Source organism: Agarivorans sp. MS3-6 (genome assembly GCF_054112545.1).
In genome coordinates this window covers 3,602,867-3,617,490 of record NZ_CM134202.1, presented here as the reverse complement: position 1 = coordinate 3,617,490, position 14,624 = coordinate 3,602,867, and the positions used below count along the sequence as shown (strand labels likewise).

Sequence of the window (14,624 nt, the reverse complement as noted above, 5' to 3'; positions counted from 1 at the left end):
ATGAGGATGAAAACACACAAAAATAACAACTTAGCACTACGCCAGACGGGTAAGGGCTTAACGCCGTTCCCCCCGTCTTAGCCAAACTCGCCTTGCGAAAACTAACAAGGCCTTGGCCCCGCCAACATCAACACCGTTATTTACTATAGAAGGGAGCACCGGGCTTGTTCAACACCCGAATAAGGTGTCGGCTGCGCGACACCTATTCTTATTCGTTATGCGTGACTTGACTAATTTGAACTTTATACCATAATCACCATACTATTTGGTATTTTAAGGTTAAGACAATGGCTAAAAACACAAGTATTACTTTAGGTGATCATTTTGAAGGCTTTATTAGCTCACAAATTCAATCCGGAAGATACGGCTCAACCAGTGAGGTTATTCGATCTGCGTTACGTTTATTGGAAACACAAGAAACAAAATTGCATACATTACGTAACTCTCTTATTGAAGGAGAAGAAAGCGGAGTCGCTGATTACGATCTAGATTCATTTATTAATGAACTTGATAGCGAAAATTCAAAATGAAGCCATTTACATTAACGATTTCAGCAAAAAACGATCTTAAGGATGTAGCTATATTTACGGCTCGTCGTTGGGGAAAAGAGCAGCGAAATATTTACCTTAAACAGTTTGATGATTCTTTTTGGTTGTTAGCGGAAAATCCCGATATAGGTAAAGGCTGTGATGAAATTAGAAATGGTTATCGAAAATTCCCCCAAGGTAGCCACGTAATATTTTACAAACAAACAGGTAGCCAACAAATACTGATAATGAGAATTCTGCACAAAAGTATGGACATCTCCCCTATTTTTGGCGCATAACGCCGCGTTCTAGCGAATCCCCTCATAATTCCTCGGAAATTCAATATAGTAGACGCGCACCCCGTTTTCTCTCCATCATCGCTATGCCACATGCTATTTAAGCTAGATTGACTTAATTAGACACCTTATTGGCGTGCATTAATGAATACAATCAACAAAGTCGTTTACACCTTAAATGAGCCTGACACTAACTGTGCCATAAGCACCTCTGCCTTGAATAGTGCCATCTTAGGGTTAACCGATAAATGTCTAGTGCCCCTGACACTCCAAAGGACTGGATAGCCCAGGCAGCGATAAGATCGCACTAAGAGAGCCTCTATATGTGTTTGCTGTAAACGACGATTTGACAGCTAACTGACAGACGAAGTAGATGCATTTGTTGATTGATTTTAGTTTGACTGCAAGAGCAGTCAAATAAGTTAGGCTCGCCTATTGACTACCCGGAGGCTCATATGTGTTATACGTATTTTACCTTTTAAGCCACCACTCACTCTCTATATCCTTACCAGCAATCCAGCGATACAATTTACGAAATGTTGGCACCGCATATTCGGTTTTAATTTCGAGATCACAAGAAGTACATGTTGAGATGACAAACATAGCTCTGATTAAAGGTCTCTGACGAGATTCAAAATATTCAAAAGGCTCTTCGCTAAATTTAACTCTATGCGACGAACAACTACAGGAGCTACATTTAGATTCTCCCTCGTTATTTTTAAGGTGATTCATAGCAAATTCATGAGCATCTAGCTCCCAACTTGTTGCCGTTGAGCTTGCCCCACAAAATTCACAATACTTTTCATTTGCTGAGTTACCTTGACCACAAGCTAAACAGCCCCATCTATAGTCTGACATTTTCACCTATACGTATAACGCTCACCTCAAAGGAAACCAAAGGCGCTAGCCTTTGGTTTCCTTTGCAGGTGCTTGTTATAACTGTTTTACCTATAGGTTTCAGCATACGGATGATCTCCTTCGAGCCCAAGCCATGGGGATAACTTGGAAAATTTAAGCTCAGATGCCGAAAATTCATAATCAATCTCTTGCTCCTTGCAGTAGTCTCCAAACGAACTAGAGCCAGCTGGATAAACTTTACCTTTGATTTTGACAGTATAAGAAGCACCTGATTTATTTAGTGACATTAGCCCAGACTCGATATATCCAGAACAAGCAGCCCTAGGCCAAGCTGAACCGCCTGAAGTGTACGCAGCTTTAATATTTTGCCCTGAAATAAACTCATAATTAGCAGGGAAAGACGTCGGAAGCCCCGGGATCCAAATGGTTATTTTCTTGAACCCTTCGTCGTCTATAGTCATGGTGTTTCCGTTTGTGTACCACCTATAAGCCAAAATAAAACCATCCCCTTTAGAAAGCCTATGAACATATACATTCATTTCCTCTCTCAGTGTCGAAAGGTCATCTTTGCTTTGTAATTTTTTGTCTAAGTTTGTCAGGTAGTCAAAGTTGCTGAATTGGGCATTTTTAAGGAAGAAAGTGTCTTGCTTGTCTATTGATGCATATATTTCTAAAGCGGCAATTGCCAAAATCAAGAGAATAAATACCCTTCCAACAACCTTTAAAACAACTTTGAATATCTTCATTGCTCGCCTAAGTTATAACAGATAATTAGACTCCCTCCGCTCTCTGCTACGCTTTAGAGTCAAGATTAATATGTTAGGAGTCAATATATGCTTCATTCTACCGTTATTGGTGTCGATTTGGCAAAAAACGCCATTCAAGTTTGTGTTGTTGCTCGCCAACAGGTGCTTTCTAACAAAGAAATGACACCGTCTCAATTTGCCACTTGGTTAGTCAAAACGAAGCCATCTACGGTTGTTTTTGAAGTAAAAATAACAGGACATCCAATTTATCTTGTTGATTAATAATAACCCTTAAGCCAAAGTTTTGGGTGCTTGTTAGATTTTTTGAGGCGTAAAGCAACTAAAGAAACATGCGATAAGATCGTTGGGCTTTAAGTGGCAAGATGCAGCCACCGCTAAGCCCTCAATTGAGCTGAAGAGATGCGTTGGTAGGTTTTATGTGGGCTACGCGAGCTGTCGCAGAGTTGTAATTTACTATGAGTGGCGCACCAGTGCCGGCCTGTTTGGCTAGCATGTTGTTGCAGATGTTTATTTGAGCCAGCCGCGCTAATAAAGTGGCGGTTAAAGTCTTTCACCACACTTAGCCAGTCTTTCTGGTTAATGTTAAGCCGTGTCATTATTGGTAATATATTCGCGGGTATTGCCCCGCGTTTATCGGCGCGTACACAACGGCCTGTCCAGTCTACTAACTCTAGATATTCATAAAGGTTAAAGGGTAAACCGGGGCTGGGGTCACCATGGGCTTTATAACCGGAAAAAGGTAACACCGTTGAGGGTTGTAGGTTTTCTTCTGATTTAGCGGTTTTTAGCGCCTGCATGCGCAGTTGCACACTGGTAAAGTCAGACTCTTCAGGGGTATTAGCCATTTGGGCTCTGACTGGGTTTAAATCTACATAGGCCATACAAGCCAGCACGGCGGCTTCATCTAATAAGGCTTGAGATTTAAAACGGCCTTCCCAAAATCGGCCCTTGCATTGTTCTTCTTTATTCGCTTGGCGAGCTATGTGCTCGTTTAGGCAGCGCATAAACCAAGAGATATCAAATAAGCGTTTACGCCAGTCTTCCAGTTTTTCTATAGACTTAGGGTAGTTTTCATCTTTGGCTTGTGGGTCACTAAGGTATTGCTCTACCACATTATGGCCTGCAAACAATTGCTTCCATCGGGTATTTATCTCGCGATAACTCCACTGCTCTGCCTGCTTTTGGTTGACTCGTAATACCAAGTGGTAGTGATTGCTCATTACTGCATAGGCACAAACCTCAACCGAGAACACTTGGGCTAGTTGAGTAAACTTATCCACTATCCATTGTTTTCGATGCTCAAAGCTTGCCCCTGTTTCCCGGTCTTCCCCACACAAATAGGCGCGTCGAACACAGCGACAAATGCAGTGATAATAAGGCGTGCTGTCTAAACAAATTTGTTGGTCACGAGCGCGAGTCATAGCTATCCCCCTTCTAGTGAAATTAAGCCTAGAAGAGAGAAATTAAATCGTCAAATTTTTGGGTGTCCATTATTTACTGTTATTACTGTTATAACCCTGTTCTCAAATACTCATCAGTACTTCCCAGAAGAAGCTATGAAGGATCAAACTAAGCGAGTAGAAAATATTTAACAAAGCTACCACATAATTTTTTTGCTTAAAACTAACTAAAAATGCATAACCAAACCACAACAGGCTGGATAGATTTACCACATGCAATAGACCTATCGCCATATCAGCCATGGAAGAGTTTTCACCCAAAGTCCACGACAAAAATGAACCATAGGCGGCCATGAAAACAGAAACTAATGCTGTCACTGCATTAACTAAATTTGAATGATTAACCCTCCACACGACAGTAAAAACCAGCATGAATACAACACTGGTAATTGGCATAAATTCAACATAAGCAAAAGGCATCTATCGTACTCAAAGGGTTATAACGCCAAGTTCACTGGCGTAGTTAAGTTGGCGACTTTTTTGGAACAAAAAAGGTGACAGCTTACCGGAGTCCGCGTGCAATTTTTTGTTATGTAATTAATGTACTTAGGTCGATAGGTGTCCTGCAACGGCCCCGACTCCTGTAGCCCATAAACTTTCAACTACTGAGCTTAAAAAAATACGAGAACGAGCTTTTAATGTTTTTACCATAGACACCTCCTTAGTGCTGTCTTGATCCGAAGGAATCAATCTAATACTTACGTAACGCAACAAAAACAACAGAAAGACTACAGAGCCAACAACCGCTATAGGGATTTCACCCCCTCCACCTATTACCCCTATCGGCCTAAATACACTAATCTACTAGCTACCGGACTTATAAAAAGCTCGATTACCAACCTTTTTATATAATAGCTTACCTTTGTCTTGCAAATGACGTGCAAACAACCATCCAGTTTTATTATCAATATCATTACCCTGAGGGTATGCTGACTTCGTTAGTTCCAGCTGGTCTTTGATAAATGTAGCAGGAACCCAGCCTTCGCTAAAACCTGACTCAGAAGACTTAATAAAATCATGGACCTCATCTGACATTTCATCAAACAACTGATGTACTTTTTGTTTAGATGACACACACTCTCCTTTTTACATAACGCCCACATTAAGCGGACTAAAATAGTTGGTTATAATGTGTAGCGAAGCGAAACCTAACTAACTGTTTTAGTTCCGTTTAAATTGACTTGTTAGCTTGTACTGCTAAGAAGCTAGGTTTAAAATTTTCCTATATTCTTTCGCTATTTCAACGGCAGATTCTGCACTTCTTAATCCCGAATCTGCATCTCGTCTGGCGTTTCGCTCTCTATTAGGGTTGTTACCACGAAGATCGAAATCAGGAGAATTTACTTTATCAAAGCGCTGTCTTGCTTCAATCAAACGTGCTTCAGCGTATTCAATATCACAGGCTCTCGAAATGCGGTTTTTATATTCTGATTCTGCTTCAATAGGTGCAGATAAATGTTTCTCAACATCTACTTTTAAGGTTTTAAATTTATCATTACATGAATAAGTCAGAAAAATTGGCTCGCCTACAGGTCTATAATGCCAAGAGATCATCCAACTGCCATTATAATTACTTCGAGAACATTTATATTCAAAACCATTTTTCACATGCACTTTACTCATATTAACCCTTATATATTGGTAAACGTAAATGTAGAACAGCAAGCTAACAGATAATTAGACTCCCTCCGCTCTCTGCTACGCTTTAGAGTCAAGATTAATATGTTAGGAGTCAATATATGCTTCATTCTACCGTTATTGGTGTCGATTTGGCAAAAAACGCCATTCAAGTTTGTGTTGTTGCTCGCCAACAGGTGCTTTCTAACAAAGAAATGACACCGTCTCAATTTGCCACTTGGTTAGTCAAAACGAAGCCATCTACGGTTGTTTTTGAAGCATGTTCGACTTCTAATTATTGGAAACAAAGAGCGGAGTCTCTAGGTCATGATGCTCGCTTGATTAGCCCACGCCTGGTATCTGCGGTTCGGCAAAGCCACAAAACTGATAAGAATGATGCCTTGGCCATTGTGCATGCAGCCATGCTACCTAACGTAAAATTTGTACATGGTAAAACCCCTGAACAACAGCAATTGCAAACCGTTTTACGATTGCGTGAGCAAACGATTAAGCAAAAAACCGCCATGAATAACCAACTTCTTGGCTTATTGCTTGAATTCAATATCCGACCTTCTCCTAGAATGGGCGGCTTAAAATCTGCTGTAGCCAGTGCGCTCGAAGATGCCGACAATATGTTTACAGCACCTTTACGCGATGCTTTGCATAGTGCTTGGCTACTTTATCAAGCAGTCATTAGAACAATTGAACACTACGATGACGCTCTCACCGCCTTAGTCGACCGCATACCTGAATGCAAAAAACTAATGAGGCTTGAAGGCGTAGGGATAATTAATGCCATCAATTTATATAGCGCTATTGATTTAGCTGATGACCACATATTTAAGTCAGGAAAAGATGTCGCTGCCTGTATCGGGTTAACCCCTGTCCAGCACTCCTCTGGAGGGAAAACCAAGCTGGGGGCAATTAATAAACATGTAAGAAAAAGCACGCTACGTAGCCAACTCGTTACTGGTGCATTTACGTATATAAATAATGTTTGCAAAAGAACACCACGCACAGAAAAAGACGCATGGATACAAGCTCTCGTCGCTCGTAGAGGAAAGAAATGCGCAGCCGTAGCGCTAGCCAATAAAACAGTTAGAACTGCCTATTCAATACTCACCAAGGGAACTGATTATCGAGTTAAAGCACTCGTTGCCTAGTAAAATCAACAACACATTGCTTAATCAGAGTCGAGACAGTCAGTAATAAGCTGAGAGATTTAATCTCGCCTAACAGATTTGACACTCGATACGCGTAATTATCTTTGAGCCATTTATAGAGCTCGTACATAAGTCAGCAATGATCTAGCCATGTGGGGTTGACAGGAGGGAGTCTACATAAGCTTATTAATAGGAAAATTTCCTTGTTTAAACAAGGAATTTTTCCTCTTATCATACATTTGATAAAAACAAGGTTATCACCTTTCCTAAGCTGTATCAGCCACCTAGCTCGAAAAATAACAAAAACATCAGCATGAAAGTATGCAATCACTTGCAGAAAGTAGGAATTGCAACAACACTGTATAAAAAAACAGTAACAAGGATTGCTATGAGCTCGCCCTATCTCAGCTATATAGAAGAAAAAATGCGAACTAAGCGCTTTAGAGAATCCACTATTCGTAGCTACCGACAGTGGATAAAACGCTTTATTTTATTTCATCACAAAAAACACCCTAGCGACTTACATAATCATGAAGTTGAGCAATTCCTCAGCCACTTAGCCAATCAAAGGAACTTGGCTCCGCAAAGCCAAGCAGTGGCACTAAACGCTTTGGTCTTTCTTTATAAAGAGCTTGTTAATAAGCCTTTATCACTTCAATTAGACTTTCGCCATAGCAAGCGTCAAGCCAAACTGCCTGTTGTACTCACTCGCCACGAGGTTACCGCATTAATAGATGCGCTTTCCCCACCACACGTATTAATGGCTCAACTCATGTATGGTAGCGGCCTGCGAAAAACCGAAATGTTACGTTTACGTATTAAAGATATTGATTTTGACTATTTCGGTATTGAAGTATGGGACGCCAAAGGAGGTAAGCATAGGCGTGTGACACTGGCAAAGTCACTGGTTGCGGCAATACAAAAGCAAATTACTGTTGCCTATCAGTACTATCAGAGTGACAAGCTAAAAAACGAATATGCCGGCGTATATTTACCTTATGCTCTTGCTAAGAAGTACCCGGCGGCCCCACACGACTTTGCTTGGCATTATTTGTTTCCTTCGCACTCTTTAAGTAGAGATCCCAACGATGGCTGCATTCGCCGCCATCATCTAGACCCAAGCGGTATTCAAAAAGCGCTTAAGGCTGCCAGAATAAAAACTCACATTCGTAAACCCATCACTTGCCATACCCTGCGCCACTCTTTTGCTACGCATTTATTGCAACGAGGTACAGATATTCGCACCATTCAAGCCCAGCTAGGTCACAGTGATATTAGAACCACTCAGATTTATACCCATGTACTTAATATGGGGGCCGATGGCGTGGCTAGCCCACTAGACATGGTTTAAGACAAATTATGCAAAGCTGGTGAAAACTCTATATCTGAATGTTGTACTAAGGTAGGCGTGGTTAAGCTTAGGCCTTGCTCAATGCTGACTTGCACAAAACGTTGTGCTCCCGGGTAAGGTTTTAGCTGCGACACATCCCAAATGATTGAGGCCTTACCTTTAATCCAAAAACTACAGCCGGTTTCAAAGTCTGGTATGTACAAACCCACTCTTGGGTCGGCCACTATATTGCCGAGGGTGTTGAATAAATTGTTACCCGAAAAATCGGGGAACACTAGGCTTGGCATTTTACCGTTACTTCCCTTATGCACATGGATAAAGCCCGGTTTACCGCCACGGTGAGAGATATCCACGCCATCGCTATCTCCACGATTTAACGCAGCAGCTCTAGAGGCGATAAAAAAGGTGTCGCAATGCCTTAACACCTGCTCAAGCACTACATCACTTACTGCCAGCTCGCGAAAGTCTGCAGCCTTTGGCACAAAAGCTTGGTTAAAAACACTTGGCTTTAACTCGCGCTTTTGAATGTACTTGGGACAATTGCCAAAGCTTTGCTGTACCTCAAAACGCAGTGCTTGTTCACTTGTATAAGCCACTAAACCATTTACTCGATTACGCCGCCGAGTAGTCAGTTCCAAGCCCAACAAGCCTATGCTATCACCCACCGACAACTGAGCGACTTGCGCGTATTCGATAAGTGCTCTGGCTTCTATAGATAAGGTGGTGGAATTGGGCGAGCTTACAAAACCTTGCTCGCCCAAAATAGGGGTGGCCCAGGGGTGGCCTTGGTTGTCTAGCACGCCGGCATACAACAAGGGCTGCTGGCTAAAAAACGTGCGGTGCTGCTCGGGCATGTAGGCGCGAATCGCTTTATCGCCGATGGCTTTGGCAATATCCGCTACACCTACCCGTTGCTGCACGCTTAGTTCACCTTGATGAAAAACAGCCATAAACACCTCCCTTGTTGCCGTGAGCTTTTGCTATAAACCCAAATCACTTAAGCTTGGGTGATCGTCAGGCCTACGCCCTTGCGGCCAATGAAATAAGCGTTCTTCTTCACTAATCGCCAAATCGTTAATGCTGGCATGACGGCTTTGCATCAACCCCTTATCATCAAATTGCCAGTTTTCATTACCATAAGAACGAAACCACTGGCCAGCTTGGTTTTGCCACTCATAAGCAAAGCGCACTGCAATGCGATTATCGGTGTAAGCCCACAGTTCCTTGATCAAGCGATATTGTTGTTCTTTATTCCACTTTGCTTGCAGAAAAGCCTGGATGTTGTCACGACCATTTACAAACTGGTCACGGTTACGCCATTGGCTATCTAGGGTATAGGCCAACGCGACTTTTTCGGGGTTACGAGAGTTCCAACCATCTTCAGCCATGCGTACTTTTTGCGCGGCCGTCTCTGCGTTAAATGGCGGCAGTGGTAATCGAGCTTCTGTCATGAGTATTCCTTAAGAGATTAAAGCGCTTCAACTTTTAGTGGTGTGGCCTGCATAGCCACAAAACCGTCTAGCTGCTCTACGTTGTTCAACCAACGAAGAATATTATTGTAACTATCCAATTCAACTTTGCCCTCGGGTGCGTGGGCAATGTAGGAGTAACAAGCCACGTCGGCAATAGTCGCACGCTCGCCGACCATCCACTGTTTTCCTTCAAGCAATACATCGATGACCGCCAACATGCTGTGGCTAGCGTCAATCGTCGCGGCTTGGTCAAACTTAGCGCCAAACACGGTAATTAGGCGAGCACGCGCTGGGCCTTCGGCCAAATTACGGGCAGCTAAGGCTAACCACTGTTGAATTTGCGCCTGTAGATCTCGAGATTGCGGGTTCCAGCTGGGGCCATAGTTATTGGCCAAGTGCGTAATAATAGCGATGGAGTCGCGAATCACTAAGCCATCGTCTTCTAATACGGGGACTTGGGTGAAGGGGTTTATCGCGCGAAACGCTGGCTGCTTATGCTCGCCTTGGGCTAAATTCACTATAACCTTGTCATAAGGGAGCTGTAATAAACCTAGCATTAAGCGGGCACGGTGGGCGTGACCCGATAGTTCGAAATCGTAAAGTGTTAACATGAGATGTCCTTGCTAATGATTAAGTAATCCGTTTAACAGCCCTGTTATTGAATCCCTCGAAATAAGTATACAGGTCTGTCTACCTGGTGATCAATTTAGGAGACAAGTCTGTCTACGTCAACATTTAATTATCGATAATGGCTTAATGAAGGTTTACATTGCAATTAACCACTTGTTTATTAATAAGAAAATAACTTTTCAATTGAAAAGGAAAAACAATGTTTGCGAGCAAAGGAGACAGAGCGGTATACTTTGTGAGAACTAATAGGAAAAGTTATGGCTAGCAGTAAACGCGATCACCTTATCGACACCGCACAACAGTTGTTTTACCAACACGGTTTTCGAGCCACTGGCATCGACACTATTTTGGCGACATCGGGCGTGGCAAAAAAAACCTTGTACAATCACTTTGCCTCGAAAGAAGCACTGATTGTTGCCTGCCTTAATCGCCGTGATCAGCAGCTTTTAGCATTACTCGCCAATAACATTGAACGCTTAGCACCCGCACAAGACTGCCCACCTGCGCTTACTCGCATCATGGCGTTTTTTGATGCCTTGGCAGATTGGATAAATTCAGATGCGTTTTTTGGCTGCATGTTTATTAATGCTTCGGCAGAATACCCGCGCCACGACGACCCGGTTCACCTAGCCTGCACGGAGCACAAAAACTTGGTGATAAAACTCATAGAGCAACAGTTGGTTAAGCTAAAGTTAAGCGATAGCCACGCCACCGCCAAGCAACTGGCCATTTTGGCCGACGGCGCGATTGTAGGTGCGCATACCACAAACGATTACGACTCGGCGATGCATGCTAAAGCTGTGGCACAAGTGTTACTCGCACCCTTTGCAAAGGCAGCCTAACGGCCGCTTTAAGCCAAAGTGCAAAGGCGACGATGCCAACCAGGCTATAGAGGGCTTATGACACCGTTCGCACCTTAACCAGCTGTCTATTTGTCTATTTGTCTATTTGTCTATTTGTAATAGTATTAGTCTCTAAATAATGAGTCCTAAGCACTTTAAAATACAGACAAAAAGCCAGCGTTATCTAAGTGCTCTCAAGCGTAAAAGGGTTAACTCAACATCACTTAGCCCTTTAGCTAAAGCTGACCTAGTTATCATTTCTGAACTTTCACGCTTCTCTCTCTCAATCATCGATTGCATAAATATAAGCAGTCTTATATTATGCTCGGCAATATAATCATACAATAGTATTTTAGGAGTTAGGTATGTCAAAACCAGTCATCGGTTTCATCGGCCTTGGCCTTATGGGCGGCAACATGGTTGAAAACTTACAAAAGAAAGGCTACGAGCCGATTGTAATGGATCTCGACAAAGAAGCCGTTGCGGCTGTTGTTGCTCGTGGCGCAACCGAAGCTTCTTCACCTGCTGAATTGGCAGCAGCCAGTGACATTATTATGCTTTGTCTTACCACTTCAGCTGTTGTTGAAAAGCTAGTATATGGCGACAACGGTATTTTAGCGGGTATTAAAGAAGGCGCGGTATTGGTTGATTTTGGCACCTCTATCCCAGCATCTACTCGCAAAATCGGTGCAGACCTTGCAGCGAAAGGCGCAGGCATGATCGACGCGCCACTAGGCCGTACTCCTGCACACGCTAAAGATGGCTTACTGAATATCATGGCTTCTGGCGACCAAGCTACCTTCGACAAGGTGAAGCCGGTTCTTGATCAGCAAGGCGAGAATGTATTCTATTTGGGCGCTCTGGGTGCCGGTCACACTACTAAGTTGATTAACAACTTCATGGGTATGACTACCGTTTGTGCTATGTCACAAGCCTTTGCCGTAGCTGAACTTGCAGGCGTAGATCGTCAACAACTGTTCAACATTATGTCTACTGGCCCGTCTAACTCACCGTTCATGCAGTTTTGTAAAAACTACGCAGTAGACGGCGTAAGTGACCTAGGTTTCTCAATTGCTAATGCCAATAAAGATTTAGGCTACTTCTTACAAATGGTTGAAGACCTAGGTACTCAATCTAAGATTGCTGAAGGCTCTTCATCTAACCTTAGCGCTGCACTTGATGCTGGCTTAGGTAACGGTAATGTGCCTGAAATCTTCGACTACTTCCTTAAATTAGAGAAGTAATTCGAGTACTGCCTTACTGTGGTGTTTAGGCTGCTTAACCAGTCTCACTGCAGTAGGGTGGCGTTTCAACAGCGCTCACTTAATCTTTATAAGTAACGTGCTCGTCGGAAAACGCTTTTATGTTTAGGTAGAAACCCTTACTTAGCGGTATTTCACCTTTATGTGTACCAAGTACGGCCACTTCATTAGCATTGTGTCGTCCCATTTTATGATGCACTCTAGAAACTCGACCTTAGCTTTAAATTCTGCACTTTTGTTTGTGATCAGCTCTTTCCATATACCACTCAAATCAGCATTGGCAGACTCAAAACTGGTCGCCACAGATAATGATAAATACTGGTGCCATTGACGCCCTGTTCCCCGATAGGTGTGTATTGGTTTTTTCTGCTCGGCAGCGCTAAAAACCTTCAATTCAAACGACGCCACTTTTTGCTTTAACCATTGCTCCATTAACACCTTCTATTTATTAGCATGTTCAAAACACTAAACTGTCTAAGGTACCTTCATAATAAACCAGCTAGCGTTAATGTGTAGGCTCATTTTTATAAGGCCGACGCAATAATCTAGGTACTGTTAGACAACCCTCTTTACCATTAAGTAATGGCCACTAAACTCTGCTGCAGTTGTTGAGCGCTAGCCATATATTATCTACAATGGCGCACTTTTTATAAATTCAGGCCAGCAACATGACCGACACGAACTCGCAACCCGCTTTACCGGATCGCCTCTCAGGTAATCCCCGCAGCCCACATCATGTGGCAGAAATTTTCGAACACGACATTGGTATTCGCTTGAACGGTAAAGAGCGCACCGATGTAGAAGAATATTGTATCAGTGAAGGTTGGGTTAAGATCCCTTCACCTAAAGCCTTAGACCGTCGCGGTCAACCGCTTTTGATAACCTTAAAAGGCACAGTTGAAGCCTATTACTGCTAAGTACTGTAGTGCTTCTGGCTTCCTCTTAGAGCCTAACTGAGCATAGTAAAGTATCAGCAAGCGAAGCAAAAAAGCCTTGGTTATTTTTGCTTCGCGCTAGATGTCTTCTTCTCCCCATCTTCGCGCTATTACAGACTAACACCGGGTTGGTGATGTTCTTTTTTACTAAAAGACTCTTACGCAGCGCTCCCTAACTACTGCGCTTTGATGCTCTAGGGGCAACCATTACTTGGGGCGCATTTTGTATAAATTGCCACTGTCGGCAGTGAAGATAATATTTCCCTGTGGGTCAACCGTTAATGCTCTAATACGCTCGCCCAAGCCTTCTAACAAACGCTCTTCTCCCACTGGCATGCCTTGCGGGCTCATGACGATGCGGTTAAGGTGCTGCAGCTTTAAGGCGCCACTGAATAAATCTCCCTGCCAAGCCGGAAAAGCAGTCCCTGAATATCGGAGCAACGAACCGGGGGCAATAGACGGAACATACACTTTGTGTGGCGAGTTTATGCCCGGCATGGTTTCAGCGTCACCCACCTTTAGCGGCCCCCAATACTCCTTACCGTGCGAGGTAAGCGGCCAGCCGTAATTGGCCCCAGCTTCAATTAAATTAAGCTCGTCGCCACCACGTGGTCCATGCTCTATTGCCCACAAGCGATTGAGCTTGGGGTCAAACGCTAAGCCTTGCGGGTTGCGATGGCCATAACTATAAATGGCGTCGGCTACTTTGCTGTTACCCACAAATGGATTATTACTAGGCACGCTACCGTCTAGATTTAAACGCAATATCGTCGCGGCATGATTCTGAGTATTTTGGCCGTTATCTCTATCACCTCGGTCGCCAACAGAGAAATAGATATGTTGCTGGGCATCAAACGCTATGCGGCTACCATAATGACGGTTAGTAGAGCTAGCAGAGTCAGTGACCAATACATCCTGCCAAGAATTCATTTTCGCTTGGCCAAGTTCATTTAGCTGAATGTTTGCTTTGGCGAGGGTGGTGACCCCACTGCCGTCTTGTGGTTTGCTGTAGGTAAAGTAAAACCAGTTATCAGGGCCCTTAACCACATCTAACAAGCCGCCCTGACCTTGCGCCCAAATGTCAGGTAAACCTGAAATAGTTTGCCACGCTTGCTGGCCTGATTGAATGTTATTGAGGTCAACACTGAGTAACTCACCGTGACGTAAGGTAACCAGTAAAGTGGACGCGTTTAGCCACGCCACAGCCCATGGTGCACCGGGTAATTGAGCGAGCTTATCTACTTGCAGCGTGTAGTCTTTGCTAGTGAATAGTTGCGATTGTTGATTAGCCGAAGTGGACCCAGTAACAGCCCATAAGCAACACAGCGCAACTTTACATAAAAGGCTAAAAATAGATGAGTTTTGCATTACACACTTCCTATAACAATTGTGTTAGCTAAGCCGTTGAACTTATCGCTTAGCTATAGATCTAACGCAAAACAGA

19 protein-coding genes are annotated in these 14,624 nt (G+C 43.4%); 8 read left to right on the top strand and 11 right to left on the bottom strand.

Annotation, left to right across the window (positions count from 1 at the left end):
• The first annotated feature begins 287 nt into the window (after positions 1 to 287).
• Positions 288 to 530, top strand: coding sequence for a type II toxin-antitoxin system ParD family antitoxin (locus ACVFI8_RS16675; protein WP_017019247.1), 243 nt, complete (start codon positions 288 to 290; stop codon positions 528 to 530).
• Positions 527 to 826 (top strand): type II toxin-antitoxin system RelE/ParE family toxin, encoded by a 300-nt coding sequence (locus ACVFI8_RS16670; protein WP_457871977.1) that lies wholly within the window; start codon positions 527 to 529, stop codon positions 824 to 826. Before ACVFI8_RS16675 ends, ACVFI8_RS16670 begins: the two co-directional genes overlap by 4 nt.
• 468 nt (positions 827 to 1,294) lie before the next feature.
• On the opposite strand, the gene ACVFI8_RS16665 is transcribed toward ACVFI8_RS16670, so the two are convergent.
• Together ACVFI8_RS16665 and ACVFI8_RS16660 are read right to left on the bottom strand one after the other, a co-directional pair.
• The gene (locus ACVFI8_RS16665; protein ID WP_457871976.1) at positions 1,295 to 1,681 is read right to left on the bottom strand and encodes a hypothetical protein; all 387 of its coding nucleotides are present in this window, start codon (positions 1,679 to 1,681) and stop codon (positions 1,295 to 1,297) included.
• 86 nt (positions 1,682 to 1,767) lie between these two features.
• Positions 1,768 to 2,427, bottom strand: coding sequence for a hypothetical protein (locus ACVFI8_RS16660; RefSeq protein ID WP_457871975.1), 660 nt, complete (start codon positions 2,425 to 2,427; stop codon positions 1,768 to 1,770).
• A gap of 87 nt (positions 2,428 to 2,514) precedes the next feature.
• Between ACVFI8_RS16660 and ACVFI8_RS16655 the strand changes: the two genes are divergently transcribed.
• Positions 2,515 to 2,709: a hypothetical protein gene (locus ACVFI8_RS16655; RefSeq protein WP_457871974.1), complete on the top strand. Its 195-nt coding sequence runs from the start codon at positions 2,515 to 2,517 to the stop codon at positions 2,707 to 2,709.
• 113 nt (positions 2,710 to 2,822) lie between these two features.
• Here the strand turns inward: ACVFI8_RS16655 and ACVFI8_RS16650 are convergent, their stop codons facing one another.
• From ACVFI8_RS16650 to ACVFI8_RS16635, 4 genes are all read right to left on the bottom strand, one after another.
• Positions 2,823 to 3,869, bottom strand: a complete 1,047-nt coding sequence (locus ACVFI8_RS16650; protein ID WP_457871973.1) for a transposase — start codon at positions 3,867 to 3,869, stop codon at positions 2,823 to 2,825.
• Positions 3,870 to 3,971: 102 nt separating this feature from the next.
• Positions 3,972 to 4,328 carry a hypothetical protein gene (locus tag ACVFI8_RS16645; RefSeq protein WP_248712051.1) on the bottom strand — a complete coding sequence of 119 codons (357 nt, stop codon included), beginning with the start codon at positions 4,326 to 4,328 and terminating at the stop codon, positions 3,972 to 3,974.
• A gap of 384 nt (positions 4,329 to 4,712) precedes the next feature.
• On the bottom strand, positions 4,713 to 4,982 hold the full coding sequence (locus tag ACVFI8_RS16640; RefSeq protein ID WP_457871972.1) for a hypothetical protein: 270 nt from the start codon (positions 4,980 to 4,982) through the stop codon (positions 4,713 to 4,715).
• 123 nt (positions 4,983 to 5,105) lie between these two features.
• Positions 5,106 to 5,531 (bottom strand): hypothetical protein, encoded by a 426-nt coding sequence (locus tag ACVFI8_RS16635; RefSeq protein WP_457871971.1) that lies wholly within the window; start codon positions 5,529 to 5,531, stop codon positions 5,106 to 5,108.
• 116 nt (positions 5,532 to 5,647) lie between these two features.
• Here ACVFI8_RS16635 and ACVFI8_RS16630 point away from each other — a divergent pair, with 116 nt between their 5' ends.
• Positions 5,648 to 6,688 carry an IS110 family RNA-guided transposase gene (locus tag ACVFI8_RS16630; protein WP_457871970.1) on the top strand — a complete coding sequence of 347 codons (1,041 nt, stop codon included), beginning with the start codon at positions 5,648 to 5,650 and terminating at the stop codon, positions 6,686 to 6,688.
• A gap of 388 nt (positions 6,689 to 7,076) precedes the next feature.
• Positions 7,077 to 8,039, top strand: coding sequence for an integron integrase (locus ACVFI8_RS16625; protein ID WP_248712463.1), 963 nt, complete (start codon positions 7,077 to 7,079; stop codon positions 8,037 to 8,039).
• On the opposite strand, the gene ACVFI8_RS16620 is transcribed toward ACVFI8_RS16625, so the two are convergent.
• The 3 genes from ACVFI8_RS16620 to ACVFI8_RS16610 are packed head-to-tail and all read right to left on the bottom strand — an operon-like array spanning position 8,036 to position 10,122.
• Positions 8,036 to 8,989, bottom strand: coding sequence for a pyridoxamine 5'-phosphate oxidase family protein (locus ACVFI8_RS16620; protein ID WP_248712464.1), 954 nt, complete (start codon positions 8,987 to 8,989; stop codon positions 8,036 to 8,038). The genes ACVFI8_RS16625 and ACVFI8_RS16620 overlap by 4 nt on opposite strands.
• Positions 8,990 to 9,019: 30 nt before the next feature.
• Positions 9,020 to 9,490, bottom strand: a complete 471-nt coding sequence (locus tag ACVFI8_RS16615; RefSeq protein ID WP_457871969.1) for a nuclear transport factor 2 family protein — start codon at positions 9,488 to 9,490, stop codon at positions 9,020 to 9,022.
• Between the two features lie 17 nt (positions 9,491 to 9,507).
• The gene (locus ACVFI8_RS16610) at positions 9,508 to 10,122 is read right to left on the bottom strand and encodes a glutathione S-transferase family protein (protein WP_457871968.1); all 615 of its coding nucleotides are present in this window, start codon (positions 10,120 to 10,122) and stop codon (positions 9,508 to 9,510) included.
• A gap of 276 nt (positions 10,123 to 10,398) precedes the next feature.
• Here ACVFI8_RS16610 and ACVFI8_RS16605 point away from each other — a divergent pair, with 276 nt between their 5' ends.
• Together ACVFI8_RS16605 and ACVFI8_RS16600 are read left to right on the top strand one after the other, a co-directional pair.
• Positions 10,399 to 10,983, top strand: a complete 585-nt coding sequence (locus tag ACVFI8_RS16605; RefSeq protein WP_248712467.1) for a TetR/AcrR family transcriptional regulator — start codon at positions 10,399 to 10,401, stop codon at positions 10,981 to 10,983.
• A 365-nt stretch (positions 10,984 to 11,348) separates the two neighbouring features.
• Positions 11,349 to 12,227: an NAD(P)-dependent oxidoreductase gene (locus ACVFI8_RS16600; protein ID WP_248712468.1), complete on the top strand. Its 879-nt coding sequence runs from the start codon at positions 11,349 to 11,351 to the stop codon at positions 12,225 to 12,227.
• Between the two features lie 141 nt (positions 12,228 to 12,368).
• Here ACVFI8_RS16600 and ACVFI8_RS16595 read toward each other — a convergent pair whose 3' ends face one another.
• Complete coding sequence (locus ACVFI8_RS16595) at positions 12,369 to 12,677, bottom strand: hypothetical protein (protein WP_248712469.1); 309 nt, start codon at positions 12,675 to 12,677, stop codon at positions 12,369 to 12,371.
• Between the two features lie 236 nt (positions 12,678 to 12,913).
• Here ACVFI8_RS16595 and ACVFI8_RS16590 point away from each other — a divergent pair, with 236 nt between their 5' ends.
• Complete coding sequence (locus ACVFI8_RS16590) at positions 12,914 to 13,162, top strand: DUF3297 family protein (RefSeq protein WP_248712470.1); 249 nt, start codon at positions 12,914 to 12,916, stop codon at positions 13,160 to 13,162.
• Between the two features lie 225 nt (positions 13,163 to 13,387).
• Here ACVFI8_RS16590 and ACVFI8_RS16585 read toward each other — a convergent pair whose 3' ends face one another.
• Positions 13,388 to 14,548, bottom strand: coding sequence for a PQQ-dependent sugar dehydrogenase (locus ACVFI8_RS16585; RefSeq protein ID WP_457871967.1), 1,161 nt, complete (start codon positions 14,546 to 14,548; stop codon positions 13,388 to 13,390).
• Positions 14,549 to 14,624: the final 76 nt, after the last annotated feature.

Bases quoted from the DNA above. Each gene is read 5' to 3' on its own strand.
- ACVFI8_RS16675 (WP_017019247.1), top strand. From the start codon at position 288: ATGGCTAAAAACACAAGTATTACTTTAGGTGATCATTTTGAAGGCTTT.
- ACVFI8_RS16670 (WP_457871977.1), top strand. From the start codon at position 527: ATGAAGCCATTTACATTAACGATTTCAGCAAAAAACGATCTTAAGGAT.
- ACVFI8_RS16665 (WP_457871976.1), bottom strand. From the start codon at position 1,681: ATGTCAGACTATAGATGGGGCTGTTTAGCTTGTGGTCAAGGTAACTCA.
- ACVFI8_RS16660 (WP_457871975.1), bottom strand. From the start codon at position 2,427: ATGAAGATATTCAAAGTTGTTTTAAAGGTTGTTGGAAGGGTATTTATT.
- ACVFI8_RS16655 (WP_457871974.1), top strand. From the start codon at position 2,515: ATGCTTCATTCTACCGTTATTGGTGTCGATTTGGCAAAAAACGCCATT.
- ACVFI8_RS16650 (WP_457871973.1), bottom strand. From the start codon at position 3,869: ATGACTCGCGCTCGTGACCAACAAATTTGTTTAGACAGCACGCCTTAT.
- ACVFI8_RS16645 (WP_248712051.1), bottom strand. From the start codon at position 4,328: ATGCCTTTTGCTTATGTTGAATTTATGCCAATTACCAGTGTTGTATTC.
- ACVFI8_RS16635 (WP_457871971.1), bottom strand. From the start codon at position 5,531: ATGAGTAAAGTGCATGTGAAAAATGGTTTTGAATATAAATGTTCTCGA.
- ACVFI8_RS16630 (WP_457871970.1), top strand. From the start codon at position 5,648: ATGCTTCATTCTACCGTTATTGGTGTCGATTTGGCAAAAAACGCCATT.
- ACVFI8_RS16625 (WP_248712463.1), top strand. From the start codon at position 7,077: ATGAGCTCGCCCTATCTCAGCTATATAGAAGAAAAAATGCGAACTAAG.
- ACVFI8_RS16620 (WP_248712464.1), bottom strand. From the start codon at position 8,989: ATGGCTGTTTTTCATCAAGGTGAACTAAGCGTGCAGCAACGGGTAGGT.
- ACVFI8_RS16615 (WP_457871969.1), bottom strand. From the start codon at position 9,490: ATGACAGAAGCTCGATTACCACTGCCGCCATTTAACGCAGAGACGGCC.
- ACVFI8_RS16610 (WP_457871968.1), bottom strand. From the start codon at position 10,122: ATGTTAACACTTTACGATTTCGAACTATCGGGTCACGCCCACCGTGCC.
- ACVFI8_RS16605 (WP_248712467.1), top strand. From the start codon at position 10,399: ATGGCTAGCAGTAAACGCGATCACCTTATCGACACCGCACAACAGTTG.
- ACVFI8_RS16600 (WP_248712468.1), top strand. From the start codon at position 11,349: ATGTCAAAACCAGTCATCGGTTTCATCGGCCTTGGCCTTATGGGCGGC.
- ACVFI8_RS16595 (WP_248712469.1), bottom strand. From the start codon at position 12,677: ATGGAGCAATGGTTAAAGCAAAAAGTGGCGTCGTTTGAATTGAAGGTT.
- ACVFI8_RS16590 (WP_248712470.1), top strand. From the start codon at position 12,914: ATGACCGACACGAACTCGCAACCCGCTTTACCGGATCGCCTCTCAGGT.
- ACVFI8_RS16585 (WP_457871967.1), bottom strand. From the start codon at position 14,548: ATGCAAAACTCATCTATTTTTAGCCTTTTATGTAAAGTTGCGCTGTGT.